Source organism: Streptomyces sp. CO7, from assembly GCF_053474865.1.
Genome location: NZ_JBRIOU010000006.1, coordinates 308574 through 322241 on the forward strand (window position 1 = coordinate 308574; position 13668 = coordinate 322241).

Annotated in this window: 16 protein-coding genes; 4 read left to right on the forward strand and 12 right to left on the reverse strand. The window is 75.3% G+C overall.

Features of this window, described 5'->3' with window-relative positions:
* The 7 genes from ACOV8S_RS22910 to ACOV8S_RS22940 form a co-directional block, all read right to left on the reverse strand.
* On the reverse strand, positions 1 to 1006 hold a 1006-nt coding region (locus tag ACOV8S_RS22910), incomplete at its 3' end, for an MFS transporter (RefSeq protein ID WP_448319903.1).
* Positions 1007 to 1067: 61 nt separating this feature from the next.
* Positions 1068 to 1754: a leucine-rich repeat domain-containing protein gene (locus tag ACOV8S_RS22915; protein ID WP_448319904.1), complete on the reverse strand. Its 687-nt coding sequence runs from the start codon at positions 1752 to 1754 to the stop codon at positions 1068 to 1070.
* Between the two features lie 35 nt (positions 1755 to 1789).
* The gene (locus ACOV8S_RS22920; protein ID WP_448319905.1) at positions 1790 to 2326 is read right to left on the reverse strand and encodes a hypothetical protein; all 537 of its coding nucleotides are present in this window, start codon (positions 2324 to 2326) and stop codon (positions 1790 to 1792) included.
* A gap of 31 nt (positions 2327 to 2357) precedes the next feature.
* The gene (locus ACOV8S_RS22925) at positions 2358 to 3074 is read right to left on the reverse strand and encodes an N-acyl homoserine lactonase family protein (protein WP_448319907.1); all 717 of its coding nucleotides are present in this window, start codon (positions 3072 to 3074) and stop codon (positions 2358 to 2360) included.
* A gap of 417 nt (positions 3075 to 3491) precedes the next feature.
* Positions 3492 to 3884, reverse strand: a complete 393-nt coding sequence (locus ACOV8S_RS22930) for a YunG family protein (RefSeq protein ID WP_448319908.1) — start codon at positions 3882 to 3884, stop codon at positions 3492 to 3494.
* A 76-nt stretch (positions 3885 to 3960) separates the two neighbouring features.
* Entirely contained in the window at positions 3961 to 4344 is a 384-nt protein-coding gene (locus tag ACOV8S_RS22935; RefSeq protein WP_448319909.1) for a PPOX class F420-dependent oxidoreductase, read from the reverse strand.
* 19 nt (positions 4345 to 4363) lie between these two features.
* Entirely contained in the window at positions 4364 to 5905 is a 1542-nt protein-coding gene (locus tag ACOV8S_RS22940; RefSeq protein WP_448319911.1) for an AMP-binding protein, read from the reverse strand.
* A gap of 452 nt (positions 5906 to 6357) precedes the next feature.
* On the opposite strand from ACOV8S_RS22940, the gene ACOV8S_RS22945 reads away from it, so the two are divergent.
* The gene (locus ACOV8S_RS22945) at positions 6358 to 7362 is read left to right on the forward strand and encodes a fibronectin type III domain-containing protein (RefSeq protein ID WP_448319913.1); all 1005 of its coding nucleotides are present in this window, start codon (positions 6358 to 6360) and stop codon (positions 7360 to 7362) included.
* Positions 7363 to 7697: 335 nt separating this feature from the next.
* Complete coding sequence (locus ACOV8S_RS22950; protein ID WP_448319914.1) at positions 7698 to 8264, forward strand: hypothetical protein; 567 nt, start codon at positions 7698 to 7700, stop codon at positions 8262 to 8264.
* Between the two features lie 109 nt (positions 8265 to 8373).
* On the opposite strand, the gene ACOV8S_RS22955 is transcribed toward ACOV8S_RS22950, so the two are convergent.
* Entirely contained in the window at positions 8374 to 9195 is an 822-nt protein-coding gene (locus ACOV8S_RS22955) for a putative protein N(5)-glutamine methyltransferase (RefSeq protein ID WP_448319916.1), read from the reverse strand.
* A gap of 245 nt (positions 9196 to 9440) precedes the next feature.
* On the opposite strand from ACOV8S_RS22955, the gene ACOV8S_RS22960 reads away from it, so the two are divergent.
* Positions 9441 to 9848, forward strand: a complete 408-nt coding sequence (locus tag ACOV8S_RS22960) for a MarR family winged helix-turn-helix transcriptional regulator (protein WP_351116075.1) — start codon at positions 9441 to 9443, stop codon at positions 9846 to 9848.
* Here ACOV8S_RS22960 and ACOV8S_RS22965 read toward each other — a convergent pair.
* Positions 9803 to 10612: a class I SAM-dependent DNA methyltransferase gene (locus tag ACOV8S_RS22965; RefSeq protein WP_448319917.1), complete on the reverse strand. Its 810-nt coding sequence runs from the start codon at positions 10610 to 10612 to the stop codon at positions 9803 to 9805. The genes ACOV8S_RS22960 and ACOV8S_RS22965 overlap by 46 nt on opposite strands.
* A gap of 101 nt (positions 10613 to 10713) precedes the next feature.
* Between ACOV8S_RS22965 and ACOV8S_RS22970 the strand changes: the two genes are divergently transcribed.
* A complete protein-coding gene (locus ACOV8S_RS22970; RefSeq protein ID WP_448319919.1) occupies positions 10714 to 11877 on the forward strand; it encodes a D-alanyl-D-alanine carboxypeptidase family protein in 1164 nt (387 codons plus the stop codon).
* A 41-nt stretch (positions 11878 to 11918) separates the two neighbouring features.
* Here ACOV8S_RS22970 and ACOV8S_RS22975 read toward each other — a convergent pair whose 3' ends face one another.
* From ACOV8S_RS22975 to crcB (ACOV8S_RS22985), 3 genes are all read right to left on the reverse strand, one after another.
* Positions 11919 to 12731 carry a maleylpyruvate isomerase family mycothiol-dependent enzyme gene (locus ACOV8S_RS22975; RefSeq protein WP_448319920.1) on the reverse strand — a complete coding sequence of 271 codons (813 nt, stop codon included), beginning with the start codon at positions 12729 to 12731 and terminating at the stop codon, positions 11919 to 11921.
* Between the two features lie 82 nt (positions 12732 to 12813).
* A complete protein-coding gene (gene crcB / locus ACOV8S_RS22980) occupies positions 12814 to 13194 on the reverse strand; it encodes a fluoride efflux transporter CrcB (protein ID WP_448319922.1) in 381 nt (126 codons plus the stop codon).
* On the reverse strand, positions 13191 to 13668 hold a 478-nt coding region (crcB, locus tag ACOV8S_RS22985), incomplete at its 5' end, for a fluoride efflux transporter CrcB (protein WP_448319924.1). The genes crcB (ACOV8S_RS22980) and crcB (ACOV8S_RS22985), both read right to left, overlap by 4 nt.

Consider the following 13668-nt stretch of genomic DNA (forward strand, 5'->3'; position numbering starts at 1 on the left):
CCCCGAAGCCGAACGGCAGGAGCACGGCTCCCCAGCCGGCGACGATGCCGAGCGCCGTGGGCCACAGCGGAAGCCTCCGCAGCATTCCGGCGGCGAGTGAGCCGAGCACCGCTCCGGCGCTGAAGAGCGTCCAGTACAGGCCGAGGAGGTGCGGGCCCTGGTGCAGGTCCTCGGTGACGTGCAGCGGGAGGGCCACCTCGACGGGGCCGTAGAGGAAGAAGAAGGACCAGGTGAGCACCAGGATGCCCAGCAGTTCGGGCCGTTGCCGGAAGAGGCCGAGTACCGCGAAGGGCTTCCCGCCGGGGCCGCCCCCCGGGCCGGCGGCGTCCGACCCGCCCGGTCGGTCCTTCCCGCCCCGCCGCTCGGCGGCAGCGGCGTCGGGTCGGACCCTGACCGCGCCGATCGCGAGGACGGCGAAGGTCAGCGCGTCGATGCCGATGATCCAGGCGGGGCTCAGCACAGTGATCAGCACACCGGCCAGGGCGGGTCCGAACACCATGGCGGCCGAGGCGCTGGAGCTGACCAGGGCGTTGGCGGCGAGCCGCCGTTCGGGTGCCAGGAGGGAGGCGAGCAGGGTGTACTTGCCCGCGCTGCCCCAGGCGTGCAGCAGGGAGGAGGCCGCCAGCAGCACCACGTACAGCCAGGGGGTGAGCACGCCGAGGACCCAGGCCAGGGGCACGCAGGCGAGCATGGCCGCCCGCAGCGCGGCGTCGGCGAACAGCAGCCGCCGGGCGGGGAAGGCGCGCATCCACCGTCCCAGGACCAGTGCGCCGACGGCTCCGGGCAGCGCGTAGGCGGCGACCGCGGTGCCGACGTAGAGCCCGCGGTTCCCGTCGGGCGCCAGCAGGACGGCGAGCCACGGCACGGTCACCACGGCCATCCCGTCGCCGAAGTCGGACGCGGCGAAGGCGAACAGCAGTCGTCTGAACGGACGGTGCGCGAACAGGGGTCGGTAGGCCGGGGGCAGCTTGGGCAGCCTGGCCCGGCCGGTTCCAGGTGCGGTCACCGGGACAGCTTCACGCCAGGGGTGCGAGGGAAGTCAAGACTGTGTCGGTCCGGTGACGCGATCAGGCCACCACGACGCAGCCGCGCCGCTCCAGCGCGACGGCCACCGGGTCGTCACGGGGGTCGACGGCGAGATCGTTCCACCGCAGGTCGAGCTTCTCCAGGGAGGGGAGTTCGGTCAGCCACGGGGGCAGGCGGCCGATCCGGTTGCCCCGCAGGTCGAGGGTGCGCAGCAGGGGAAGTCCGGCGAGCGGGGCGGGGACCTCGGGGAGCAGGTTGTCGCGCAGCTCGAGGTGCCTCAGCTGCCCCGACCGGGAGAGGGAGGCGGGGAGTTCGGTGAGGCGGTTGCCCTTGAGCCACAGTTCGCGGAGGTTCGCGAGGTCCCCGATCCGCTCCGGCAGAGCCGTCAACTCGTTGTGCTGGGCGCGCAGTTCGATCAGGGCGGTCATGCGGGTGAGGGAAGCGGGCAGTTCCGTCAGGCGGTTGTCGCCGACGTTGAGGAGTCGCAGCGCGGTCAGCCGGCCCAGTTCGCCGGGCAGGCGGGTCAGACGGTTGTCGTGGAGGTAGAGGCAGCCGGCAAGTCCGGTCAACTCTCCTACTTCGGCCGGGAGTTCGGTGAGCGCGTTGTGGCCGAGGTCGAGCGTGGCGAGCTGCCGGAGCCCGCCGATCGCGGGTGACAGCTCGGTGAGGTCGTTGTCGGCGAGGATCAGCACGCGCAGCTCGCGTCGGTCCCAGACGGACTCCGGCACCGCGCCGAGGTGCCGGCGCCACAGGTTCAGCGTGCTCAGAGCCGCTCCTCGAGAAAGCGTTCCAGCTGGCCGATCAGGTCGTCGGCCTCGCCGAGGGGAACGCTGCGGTCGGTGATGACGGCGTGGCCGTCGTGCTCCAGGGTGTAGACGAACATGTCGCGGGCGCCCTCGTCGACGCTGCGGGGCGGGAGCGCGGCGAAGTCGACCTTCTCCAGCAGGCCCCGGAGCCGGTCGCGGTCCACGCCGTTGAGCGGGTCGGCCTCCCGGACGCCCTCCTTGCGGTCGCTGATCTCCACGGTGCCGTCGGTGGAGGCCAGGATGGAGCGGCGGACGCCGGCGATCCCGCCGGTGACGGTGAGGCGGACGGTCTCGGGCCGCTCGCTCGGCGTCGCCGCGTCACCGCCCTGCTCCCCCGGCTCACTCGGCGCTTCCCCCGACGGCGACGTCGCTCCCGGCGGGGGCGAGGAGGCCGGCCCGTCCGGCTGGGACGCCTCCACCGACCCGCAGGCGGCCAGCAGCAGGCAGGTGGCGGCCAGCAGGGCGGGGCCACGGCCTCGCATCCGGTACGGCATGTCGGACTCCTTCCACCTGGCGGTCCAGGTCTCACACGGTAGCCGCCCCCTCGTCCCCCGGCTCCCAGACCGCGCAGTCGTGGGCGAAGAGCACCCGCCGGGGTGCGAGGGCGGCGATCCTGTCCATCCATGGACGGTAGGGAGGCAGCGGAGGTTCCGTGCCGTCGAGTGCGGCCCGGCGGGCCAGGTGGTCGGCGGAGAAGTGGGAGGCGAGGTCGTGCGCCTGTCCGGCGAGCACGACAACGCCGGCGGGGGTCGTCACCGCCAGGGACTGGTGCCCCTCGGTGTGGCCGGGAGTGGGGAGGACGTGGACGCCCGGCCAGAGCTCCGCCTCGCCGTCCAGCTCCTCGTAGCGCGCGCCGGGGAAGTCGACCAGGTGGTCCGCGGTGTACCCGCCGGCCCGGGCGGCGGCCAGCTCGGTCCTCTGCACCACGACCGGGCGGCCCGACAGGCCGGGGTTGCCGCCGCAGTGGTCGAAGTGCAGGTGGCAGTTGACCACCAGGTCGACGTCCCCGGGGCCGACGCCGGCCGCCGCGAGCGCCGCGGGCAGGGGCCGGCGGCGCGGACGGTAGTGGGCCTCCGTGGCGGGGCCGGCGTCGCCCATGCCGGTGTCGAGGAGCAGCAGTCCACGTGAGTGACGCACCAGGTAGGCCAGCACCGGTTCCACCCGGGGCTCGGGCCCTCCGGTCTCGGCGGCGGGGCGGACGAAGTACCCGAGGTCGAGGCGGCGTACGGAGACGACAGTCATGCCGCCCATCCTCCCCGCGCACCCGCTCGGCTGTCGGCCGCCTCTGCCCAGGGCAGAGCGGGGGGCGGGGCGGCCGGTGCGGCAGGTCGGCCGCCCCGGCCGTGCGTCGCAGGGTCGATCGGTGCGGCCGTGCGCCACAGGGTCAGGAGGCCCGGCCATGCGCCGCGCGGTCGGTCGGCCCGGCCATGCGCCGCGCGGTCAGGAAGCCCGGCCGTGTGCCACACGATCAGGAGGTCCGGCCATGCGCCACGTGGTCGGTCGGCCCGGCCGAGCGCCGTGCGGTCAGGGGGCCCGGCGCCGTGCGGTCGGGCGGTGCGGCCACGCGCCACGTGGTCGGTCGGTGCGGCCGTGCGCCGCGCGGTCAGGAGGTCCGGCCGTGCCCCGCCGCAGGGGGGACCGGCGTCCCGCGCCGCGTGGTCAAGGGGTGGCGGGCGCGCCGAGTTTCTGCAGGACGCGGGCGCGCAGGAGTTCGTACTCCTCGCGGCAGCGGCGGATCTCGGCGGGGCGGGCGATCACCCGGCCGCCGGTGACGGTCTCGTCGGGGCCGAACTGCTCGCGGGTGAGGTCGATCTCCACGCCCGCGCCGAGGCGGTTCCACCAGTGGTAGTCGGTCCACCGGCCGTCGGCGTGAACCTCCCCGCGGATCAGCTCGCCGCCGAGCAGGTCGTGGAGGACCAGCGCGGTGACGCCGCACTGGTCGCGGGCCGGGTTGTCCGGGCGCCAGTGCGGCCGGTACTCGGGCGTGCACGTCTCGGCGCTCCAACTGGCGCGGATCGCCTGCTCGACGTCGGTCAGCAGCAACGGACTCATGCCCCCGATGCTGCCCCACCGCACCGACAACGCGGACTGCACGCGCCCCGACCCAGGCGTCCCCGACGGCGCCGGATCAGTCCGCCGGGCCGATCAGGACCGCGACCGTGGCGTCGCGGCCCCCGCGCAGACGGCTGCCGAGCAGGGTCAGGCGCCCCGTCAGCCCGTACTTGCGGGCGATGCCCCGGCGGACCCGCGCCGTCTCCTCGGGCGTGCCGATACGGGCGCGGGCCTCGACGGCCTCGCCGCGGAGGTTGCCCCGGAAGTCGCACGGGGCCACCGTCACCCGGCCGTCACGCCGGAGGCGCTTGACCTTGCCGCTGTCCGCCCGGGTCCACACCGCCAGCGCGCCCTCGCCGTCCGGCACCACCCAGACGGGCGTGGCCACCGCCCGCCCGTCCTTGCGGAACGTCGTCACCGAGACGTACGGGGCGGCGGCCAGGGCGTCGAGAGTGCTCATGGACGGGCAGGTTACCCGGTCAGTTGACGCCGCGGTCGGCCCCCTCCCAGTAGGGCCGGCGCAGCTTGAACTTCTGGATCTTCCCGGTGGCGGTGCGGGGGATGGAGTCGCGGAACTCCACGCTGGTGGGCGCCTTGTACCCGGCCGCCCGCTCCTTGCAGTGGGCGATGATCTCGGCCTCCTCCGCGCGGGCCCCCTCGGCGAGGACCACCAGCGCCTTGACCGTCTCGCCCCACTTCTCGTGCGGCACACCGATCACCGCGACCTCGGCGACCGCCGGATGGCTGAAGATCACATCTTCGACCTCGATGGAGCTCACGTTCTCGCCGCCGGTGATGATGACGTCCTTCTTGCGGTCGGAGATGGTGAGGTGGCCGTCGTCCGGGTCGAGGAAGCCGCCGTCGCCGGTGTGGAACCAGCCGTCGTCCAGCGCGTCGGCGGTGGCCTCCGGCTTCTCCCAGTAGCCCTCCATCACGGTGTTGGAGCGGGCCAGCACCTCGCCGGTGCCGGAGACCTTCAGCCGGGTGCCGAGGGTGGGCAGGCCGGCGCGGGACAGCCGGTGGGCGCGCTGCTCGGCGGGCAGGGCGTCGTCGCCGGGCAGGGAGCGGTTGAAGGTGAGCAGCGGCGCGGTCTCGGTGAGGCCGTAGATCTGCAGGAACTCCCAGCCGAGTTCCTCGTTCACCCGCTGGATGGTGCGGCTGGGCGGCGGCGCGCCCGCGCAGACGATGCGAACCCGGTCGCGGCCGGGGATCTCGCCCTCCCAGTCGGCGGCGGCGTCGAGGACCGCGTTCCAGACGGCGGGTGCGCCGCACATGAGGGTGACGCCGTGCCGCTCGACGCGGCGCAGGATCTCGGCGCCGTCGACCTTGCGCAGGACGATCTGCGGCACGCCGAGGCCGGCCATCACGAACGGCATGCCCCAGCCGTTGCAGTGGAACATGGGCAGGACGTGCATGTACACGTCGCGTTCCCAGGCACGGGTGTGCAGGCCGAAGGTGACGGCGTCCACCCAGATGTTGCGGTGGGTGAGCTGGACGCCCTTGGGGCGGGCGGTCGTGCCGGAGGTGTAGTTGATGGTGGCGGTGGCGTTCTCGTCCGGCTCCGACCAGGGCCGCGGCTCGACGTCGAAGCGCATCAGCGTCCGCTCGGTCTCCTCGCCGAGGACGAAACGGTGGCGGACGGAGACCTGCGCGAGCTCGGCGTCGAGCTCGGGATCCACCAGCAGCACCGAGGCACCGCTCTGGCGGACGATGTAGTCGACCTCGTCGGGCCGCAGGCGGAAGTTGACGGGCACGCAGATCCGTCCGCTCATCGGCACCGCGAAGAGCAGCTCGAGCAGCCGGGCCGAGTTGTGGCTGACCACGGCGATCCGCTCGCCCTCGGCGACGCCCAGCGCGTCGAAGCCGGCCTGCCAGGCGCGCACCCGTTCGGCGAAGCGGCCGTAGGTGCTCGGCGGCACCGGCCATGCCGGCTGGTCGAGTTCGTCCACCACCCCGGGGCCGGCGGCGAAGCCTGCCTCCGCCCGGTCGAGGAAGTCGGCGATGGTCATGGGCACCCGCATCGTTCTCACTCCTCCGTACGGTGGCCCGGCGGTCTCGCCGGGCCGGCCGGGTCGGCCAAGGTCCGAACATCTCATCACCCCGGCGCGCCCAGGTGAACACTGCGACGGCAGGTGCGGCCGGAAGAGATCGTGAAGAGACGGCAGAGGTCTCCCGAGGCGGGGCGCCCGGGCACGAGGGCGAACAAGAGGAAGGGCCGGGCGCGAGGGAGGGCCGGGACGGACCTGCGTCTCGTCCCGGCCCTCGCTCCTCGCCCGGCGCGTGAACAGCGACGACAGCGGATCCGCGCCGGCGGCCGTCGGCCGACCCGTCCTCAGGTCGGCGCGGCCGCAAGGGGGTTCAGCATACGTACAGCTGTGCCCGCCGGGTCAACGGCCGGACTCTTGATGTGCCCGTGTCAGCGTGCGCATATTGGTACGGACCAATGTTCGGGTGCTGTCGGCGGAGGTTCGGTATGGCTGGTGCGGAGCGCGTTCCCCGTCGGGCGGCCCGGTGCTGCGGCGCCCTGCTCACGGCGGTCCTGGCCACGTCGTGCGGCTGGGGCGCGGCCGCCGGCGAGGAGGACGGCGGGCGGCTCCCCGCGGCTCCGGCCGGCGTCACCGCGCAGGCGGGCAGCGCCACGACCGTGCACGTCATGTGGAACCGGGTGGCCGACAACGGCTCCCGGGTGGAGGCCTACGAGGTGTACCGCGGCTCCGCCAAGGTGAAGGAGGTCGCCGCCTCCGAGCACATGACGGACGTGGTGCGGCTGAAGGCGGACACCGCCTACACCTTCCATGTGCGGGCCCGCTCCACCGACGGCCGGCTGGGCCCGCGCAGCGCCGTCGTGCGGGCCACCACCCCCGCCGCGAGCGCCGCCGACACCCGTGCGCCATCAGCGCCGAAGGGCCTGGAGGGCCGCGCCGTGGGCAGCCGGGCGGCGCAGTTGTCCTGGGAGGCGTCCACGGACGACCAGGAGGTGGTCTCCTACGAGATCCACCAGGGCTCGACGAAGATCCACAGCGTGGGCGGCGCGCAGACCGCCGCGGTGGTGACCGGACTGCGCCCCGGGACCCGTTACTCCTTCACGGTGCGGGCCAGGGACGCGGCCGGGAACCTCTCCCCCGCCGGCGGCCGGGTCCGGGTGACCACCGGCGGGGCGAAGGAGGACGACGGGCGCGCCACGGCTCCCGCCGCGTTCCGCGCGAAGGCGGTGCGGGCGGACGGCGCCTGGCACCTGGAGATCTCCTGGGAGCCGCCGCCGGCCGACGGCGTGATCACCGAGTACCAGATCCACCTCGACGGGCGGCCGGCCACCACGCTGGTGTGGGGCGGCGAGGCGCCGGGCGGCCGGGCGACCCACCGCTTCTACCTCGGCGGGGAGGCCGGGGAGACCCACCGGGTGCGTCTGCGCGCGAAACTGCCGGACGGCACGTGGGGCGGCTTCTCGCCGGAGCGGACGGTGACCACCGGCCGGTGAGGGTGCGCCGCCCGGAGGGCAGGAGTCCACCGGAGGGCGGAGGCGCGCCACCGGGCAGCGGAGGTCGGCCGGGGCCCCGCCACCCAGCAGCGGAGGTCGGCCGGGGCCCCGCCACCCAACAGCGCAGGCCCGCCGAGGGGCGAGGGTCCGTCACCGGACGGTGGGGGCAGCCGGGCGCGTCGTCCGGGGGGGCCGCCGGGGGCGTCACCTGACCGGGTGCTCTCCGGGTGCGCCCGGCGCGCCGGGGACATTGGCTGTCCCCGAGGGCGGTACGGGCCTCCCCTCCTCGGCGGCGCCAGGGATGTCCGCCAGCCGTGCCGCCGGAGGTCAGACCCATGCGTACACCTCGCGTCATCGTCCGATCAGGCCTGACCGTGGCCGCCGCCCTGCCGCTCGCCTTCGCAGGGTCGGCCGTCGCCGCCCCGGGCATCTCCGTGAGCACCAGCGGCACCACCGTGGCGGTCACCACCAGCGCCTGCACCCAGACCAACGGCAGTTGGGGCACCGCCTCGCTGCTGAACAGCACCCAGAACACATTCGCCGAGGGCCGTCAGGTCGCCCTGTCGGGCTCGGCCACCAGCCAGTCGGCGGCCTGGTCGAGCGTCACCCCCGGCACCTACACGGTGATCGTCCGGTGCTCGAACAACAGCACGGCGGGCACGCAGTCCGTCATCGTCTCGGGCGCCCGGCCGACGGCCACGCCCACATCCACCCCCACCTCCACGGCGACTCCGACCATGTCGGCCACCGCCTCCCCCACGCGCGGCGTGATGGGCGGCATCGGCGGCGCCGTGAAGGACCACACCACCCTCACCCTGGTCGCGGGCGGCGCGCTGGTCGCCGCCGGGGTCGGCGGCGGCGCCTGGTACCTGCGCCGCCGGGCCAGGCCGCACCGTTTCTGAGCGGTTCCCCGCACGCGCCGCACGTGGGCCGCCGCCCGGCAGGACAGCCGGGCGGCGGCCCAGGCATGTCGTGGGGCGCCACGCGTGTCGCGGGGCCCACGCCCCGCCGTCAGCGGGCGGGCGTCGCGGCCGGGAGCACGCCGGTGATCACATGGGCCTCGCTGTCCTCGCAGACCGCCACCCCCGCCGTCAGGCCCGCCTCCGCGAAGGCCCGCCGCGCCGCCGGGGCCTGACGGCCGCTCGTCTCGGCGAGCAGGCAGCCGCCGGGGGCGAGCCAGGCGGGCGCGCCCTCGGCCACCCGGCGCAGCACGGCGAGTCCGTCGGGGCCGCCGTCCAGGGCGGCGGACGGTTCGTGCTCGCGTGCCTCGGCGGGCAGCAGGCGGAGGTCCGCGGTCGGCACGTAGGGCACGTTGGCGACGAGGATCTCGACGCGTCCGCGCAGGCCCGCGGGCAGGGCGGCGAACAGGTCCCCGTGGTGGACCCGGCCACCCCAGGGCGCGAGGTTGCGCCCGGCGCAGTCCACGGCGGCGGGGTCGACGTCGGCGGCGTGGAGTTCCGCGCCGGGCAGCGCGGCGGCGAGCGCCGCCCCGAGGGCGCCCGACCCGCAGCACAGGTCGACGACCACCCGTGCCGCGGGCGCGAGCGCCAGGGCGCGCCCGACCAGGAACTCGGTGCGGCGGCGCGGCACGAAGACGCCCGGGGCGACGTCGATCCGCAGTCCGCGGAACTCGGCCCAGCCGACGACGTGTTCCAGTGGTTCCCCGGCCGCGCGCCTGGCCACCAGGGAGGCGAGCCGGCCCGGCGTGTCCGCCGCGGAGGCCAGGAGCGCGGCCTCCTCCTCGGCGAAGACGCAGCCCGCGGCGCGCAGCGCGGCGACCACGGCGTCCGGGGCGGCCGGCGGAACGGGGGATGATGTCCGGGGTGTTGTCATCGGCCTCGGCTGTCGGTGGCGGTGGCGACGGGGCGGCTGGCAGTGGCGGTGGCGGCGGGGCGGCGGACCCGCTCGGGCGCGGCCACCCTACCCAGCCCTCCCGGGCCGGGCATCCGCATTGTCCGCGCCGTGGCGCTGCCTCACCTCCCGCCCTCGACCTCTGTGGTTGTATTCTGCAACCAGAACGTGAGGAGGTTCCTGTGAACTCTGGCGCCGACGTGGCGATCGAGACGATCCACCGCGAGATGACGTCGTTCGCCCGCCGGGCGCGCGCCCTGGCCGGACGGCTGCACCCCGAACTGTCCCTGGTCTCGTTCGCGCTGCTGGGGCACCTGGAGGAGGGATCCGGCTGCCGCGCCACCGACCTGGCGGAGTACTACGCGCTGGACAAGTCCACGGTCAGCCGTCAGGTGGCGGTGCTGGAGCGCGAGGGTCTGGTGGAGCGCCGCCAGGACACGGAGGACCAGCGGGTCCAGGTGCTGCAGCTCACCGAGGCGGGGCGCCGGATACTCGCCCGGGTGACCGAGCGCCGGCGGGCCGCTTTCAAGGAGCGGCTGAACGGCTGGCCGGAGGAGGACCTGGTCCGCTTCGCCGCCTACCTGGAGCGTTACAACGCCGGGCCGTCGGGCGGTCCCGCCTCGCCGGAGGACTGAGCGGGCGCCGCGGGACGAGTGGCGACGACCAGACGGCAGCGCGGGCTGCCGTCCTCGCGGCGGCCGAACTCCGGCATGGCGTAGGTCTCCACGGAGAACCCGGTCCGGGCGAGGGCCTCACGCAGCGTCCCGAAGGTCAGGGCGCGGTAGTACATGACGAACCGCGGGCGCCACACGGCGTTGCGGATCCGCATGGCCGTGTCGAAGGCCTGCAGCCGCAGGGCCTGCCGGGACCCCGGGCGGGGAGGGCCTGGCAGAGGGAAGGCGAGGCGTCCGCCGGGGCGGAGCACGGTGAACGCCTGCCCGAAGAGGGCGGGCAGGTCTCGGGGCAGGAAGTGGCCCAGGGCCCCGAAGGTGACCGCCAGGTCGAACGACTCCGGGGCGAGAGGAAGGTCGCGCGCGTCGGCGCGGACCAGCTGTGCCCACGGGGCGGCGAGGCGGGCGCGGTCCAGCATGCCGGCGCTGAGGTCCACGCCGGTGACGCCGCCGTCGCACAGGTCACGCAGGACGCCGAGCCCGGCGCCGGTGCCGCAGCACAGGTCGAGGCCGTCCCCGAAGGGTCCGAGCGGCGCCAGGGCGTCGCGGGTGGCCCGCAGGAAGCGGTCGGGGGTGCGGAACGAGGTGTGGTCGAACATCGGCGCCAGCAGGTCGTAGCCGTGCTCGACCGAGGACAGCGCCTGTACGGCGAGTTGCCCCAGGGTCGGGCCCTGCGGAGCGGACGTCTGCGGGCCGTCCTTCGGAGCGTGCGCCTTCGGAGCGGACATGGTCGGAGCATAACGGCGGCCGTACGGCATCCGGGTGTCGCTCGGCCCGATCCGGCCGTGGCGTGCGGCGCGCCGCTGCCCCCCGTTCCTACGTTGTTCGTATGAAAAGCGCACTTTTCTCACGGAGGTCCGGTTCCGGTCGCGCCGTCCGCGTCGCCGTCGCCGCGTGCGCCCTGCTCGCGGTGGGCGCGGGGGCGCCGGCGCCGAGTCCGACGGCCGCCCCGCCGGACCCGCTGCGCACCTCGGGCACCCAGGTGCGGCTGACCGGCGGCGCGCCGCGGGTTCCGGAGGTGACCGCGCTCTCCTGGGTGGTCGCGGACGCCCGCAGCGGCGACGTGCTCGCCGCGCACGACGCACATCGCGCGCTCCCTCCGGCCAGCACGCTCAAGACCCTGTTCGCGCTCGCGCTCCTCCCCCGGGTTCCCGAGGGCCGTCACCGGGCGACCGACGCGGAGCTGGCCGGGGTCGGCGAGGGCAGCAGCCTGGTCGGGGTCGAGGCGGGCCACGACTACGCGGTGGGCGACCTGTGGCGGGGCGTCTTCCTGAGCTCGGGCAACGACGCGGTGCACGTCCTGTCCGCCATGGCGGGCGGCACGGCGGCCGCGGTGGCCAGGATGCGGGAGACCGCCGAGGAACTGGGCGCCCGCGACACCCACGTGGTGACACCGGACGGGTACGACGCGCCGGGGCAGGTCTCGTCCGCCTACGACCTGGCGGTGTTCGGGCGGGCCGGGCTGAGCGACCCGCGGTTCGCGGAGTACTGCCGGACCGCCGTGGCGAAGTTCCCGGGCCGGCGTGGCGTCTACGACATCCAGAACACCAACCGGCTGCTGACGGGGGCGCTGGGGGTGGAGGCCTACCCCGGGGCGATCGGGGTGAAGAACGGGTACACCAGCAAGGCGGGCAACACGCTGATCGCGGCGGCGCGGCGGGGCGGACGGACACTCGTGGTCACGGTGCTCAACCCGCAGGACGACACCCCCGGCGCCGTGTACGAGGAGGCGCGGACCCTGCTGGACTGGGGCTTCGACGCGGCCGGACGGGTCCGCCCGGTGGGATCCCTGGAGCCTCCCGTCGCGGCCGGCCCCCCGGCCTCGCACCGGCCCGGCCCCGCCACGGAGCACGCGGCGGCCGTCGCGGCCCACGCGGGCGACGGCGGCGCGGGGTGGCGGACCGCCCTGCTGGCCGGGTGCGCGGCTGCGGTGGCGGCGGGCGCCACGGTGGTCGGCGCGCGCCGGCGCCGGGCACGCCACGCGGAAGGGTGACGTTCCCCGGCGGCGGGGAGCCGGGCGCGGTGGCCGTGGGGTCAGAAGATGACGCGGGCGGCGGCGAGGGCGGCGGCGGTCTCCTCGTCGCCCTCGAGCTCGATCTCCCCGCGCGCCGGGCGCCCCGAGAGGTGCCGGGCGAGGACGACCGCGTCGGCCCGCAGGGTGACCGCCGGTGGGCCGGCGAGGTCGCCGATCCGGTAGCTGCCCGCGAGCGGGCCGGACAGCTCCAGCTGGCAGGGCGGCCCCGTCCAGCCCAGCGCCAGATCCAGCAGGATCTGGCGCATGATCTCCTGGTCGTGCGCGCCCAGGACCAGTTCCGCCCCGGTCGCGTCGCTGATGTCGACCCGGTGCATCCACGGGTCGCGGGCGACCAGGACGTCGTGCAGGTACTCCATCGAGTCCTCGGGCAGCGTCCGGCCCTCCGGGAAGATCATGCTGGTGCGCAGCCGACGGCGGGCCGCGGCGGGCATCCGGCCCAGCGAGCGGACCCCGCGCAATCCGAACCGTTCCAGTTCCCCGGCCAGTTGCTCCCCCGGCACGTCGGCGCGGTCGTCGATCTGGACCTCGTTGTGACCGTCGAGGGCGCCGAGGCCAGGGTGTTCGGCCCGCGCCCGCCGGACGCGGGTGAACATCAGCCAGGGCTTGACCAGTTCCTCGCACTGGCCGACCTCGTGCGCGGCCATGTCCCGCACGGTCCACCCGGTGCAGGCGGTCGGCCGTGACCACGCTTCGGGCGGCAGTGAGCCCAGTACGTCTACGGACGCCCGTATCTCCGCCTCGTTGACCCTGCGGGCCTGGACGGCGGGAGTACGGGGGATGTCCCGGGCGGAGACAATGGTGGCCGTGGTCATGCCGCACCTCCTCGGCCCCCTGCTCCCACGGTACTCCGCGGGCGCCCGGCCGGCCCGGCGAACGACCCGCGCCGGAGCCGGGTCAGCCCCACAGCGCGTCGCCCAGGGCCACGCCCGCGTACATCGCGCCCAGTCCCGCGGCGAGGCTGCCGAGGGCGTTGCCGGCCGCGAGGGCCGGTGAGCCCTCCTCGGCCAGGCGCAGCGTCTCCCAGGAGAAGGTCGAGTAGGTGGTGAGCGCCCCGCACAGCCCGGTGCCGAGCAGCAGTTGCAGTTGCTCCCCCGCCGCCCCGGCCGCCGCGGCGCCGGTCAGCAGGCCCAGCACCAGAGAGCCGGCGACGTTGACCGTGAAGGTGCCCCACGGGAAGACCGCGTCCGGCCTCAGCCGCAGCCGCACGGCGCGGTCGGTGAGGTACCGCAGCGGGGCGCCCACCATGGCGCCGGCGATCACCAGCAGCCAGTTCACCGCGGCCTCCTCGCACGCAGACCGAGCCGGGCGGCCGCCGCGCCCAGGAGGACGGCGGCCATGGCCGCGAGCAGCGTTCCGGCGAGGTAGAGGAGGGCCGCCGGCGGCTCCCGGGCGTCCTGCAGCCGGTGGACGTCCAGCGCGTAGGTGGAGAAGGTGGTGTAGCCGCCGAGCACCCCGGTGCCGAAGAAGGGGCGCAGCAGCGGATGGGGCGTCCGCGCTCCGTCGGTGACCAGCACGGTGAAGGCGCCGATCACCGCGCAGCCGCTCACGTTGACCCAGAAGACCGCCCAGGGGAAGGCGTCCGCGGCGGCGGGCCAGCGCAGCACGGCCGCGTAGCGGGCGCTCGCGCCCAGCGCGCCGCCGAGGGCGACCGCGAGGACGACGGGGGCGTCGGCACGCCAGGCGCGGGGGAACCGGGGTGCGCGCGACGGTCCGGTGCGGGAGGCGGCGCGGGATCCGGAGGGGTCCGGC

Coding starts and splice junctions, on each gene's coding strand:
- ACOV8S_RS22925 (WP_448319907.1), bottom strand. CDS start 3,074: ATGACTGTCGTCTCCGTACGCCGCCTCGACCTCGGGTACTTCGTCCGC.
- ACOV8S_RS22935 (WP_448319909.1), bottom strand. CDS start 4,344: ATGAGCACTCTCGACGCCCTGGCCGCCGCCCCGTACGTCTCGGTGACG.
- ACOV8S_RS22975 (WP_448319920.1), bottom strand. CDS start 12,731: ATGACCACGGCCACCATTGTCTCCGCCCGGGACATCCCCCGTACTCCC.
- ACOV8S_RS22950 (WP_448319914.1), top strand. CDS start 7,698: ATGCGTACACCTCGCGTCATCGTCCGATCAGGCCTGACCGTGGCCGCC.
- ACOV8S_RS22955 (WP_448319916.1), bottom strand. CDS start 9,195: ATGACAACACCCCGGACATCATCCCCCGTTCCGCCGGCCGCCCCGGAC.
- ACOV8S_RS22930 (WP_448319908.1), bottom strand. CDS start 3,884: ATGAGTCCGTTGCTGCTGACCGACGTCGAGCAGGCGATCCGCGCCAGT.
- ACOV8S_RS22960 (WP_351116075.1), top strand. CDS start 9,441: ATGACGTCGTTCGCCCGCCGGGCGCGCGCCCTGGCCGGACGGCTGCAC.
- ACOV8S_RS22940 (WP_448319911.1), bottom strand. CDS start 5,905: ATGCGGGTGCCCATGACCATCGCCGACTTCCTCGACCGGGCGGAGGCA.
- ACOV8S_RS22965 (WP_448319917.1), bottom strand. CDS start 10,612: ATGTCCGCTCCGAAGGCGCACGCTCCGAAGGACGGCCCGCAGACGTCC.
- ACOV8S_RS22970 (WP_448319919.1), top strand. CDS start 10,714: ATGAAAAGCGCACTTTTCTCACGGAGGTCCGGTTCCGGTCGCGCCGTC.
- ACOV8S_RS22945 (WP_448319913.1), top strand. CDS start 6,358: ATGGCTGGTGCGGAGCGCGTTCCCCGTCGGGCGGCCCGGTGCTGCGGC.
- ACOV8S_RS22920 (WP_448319905.1), bottom strand. CDS start 2,326: ATGCCGTACCGGATGCGAGGCCGTGGCCCCGCCCTGCTGGCCGCCACC.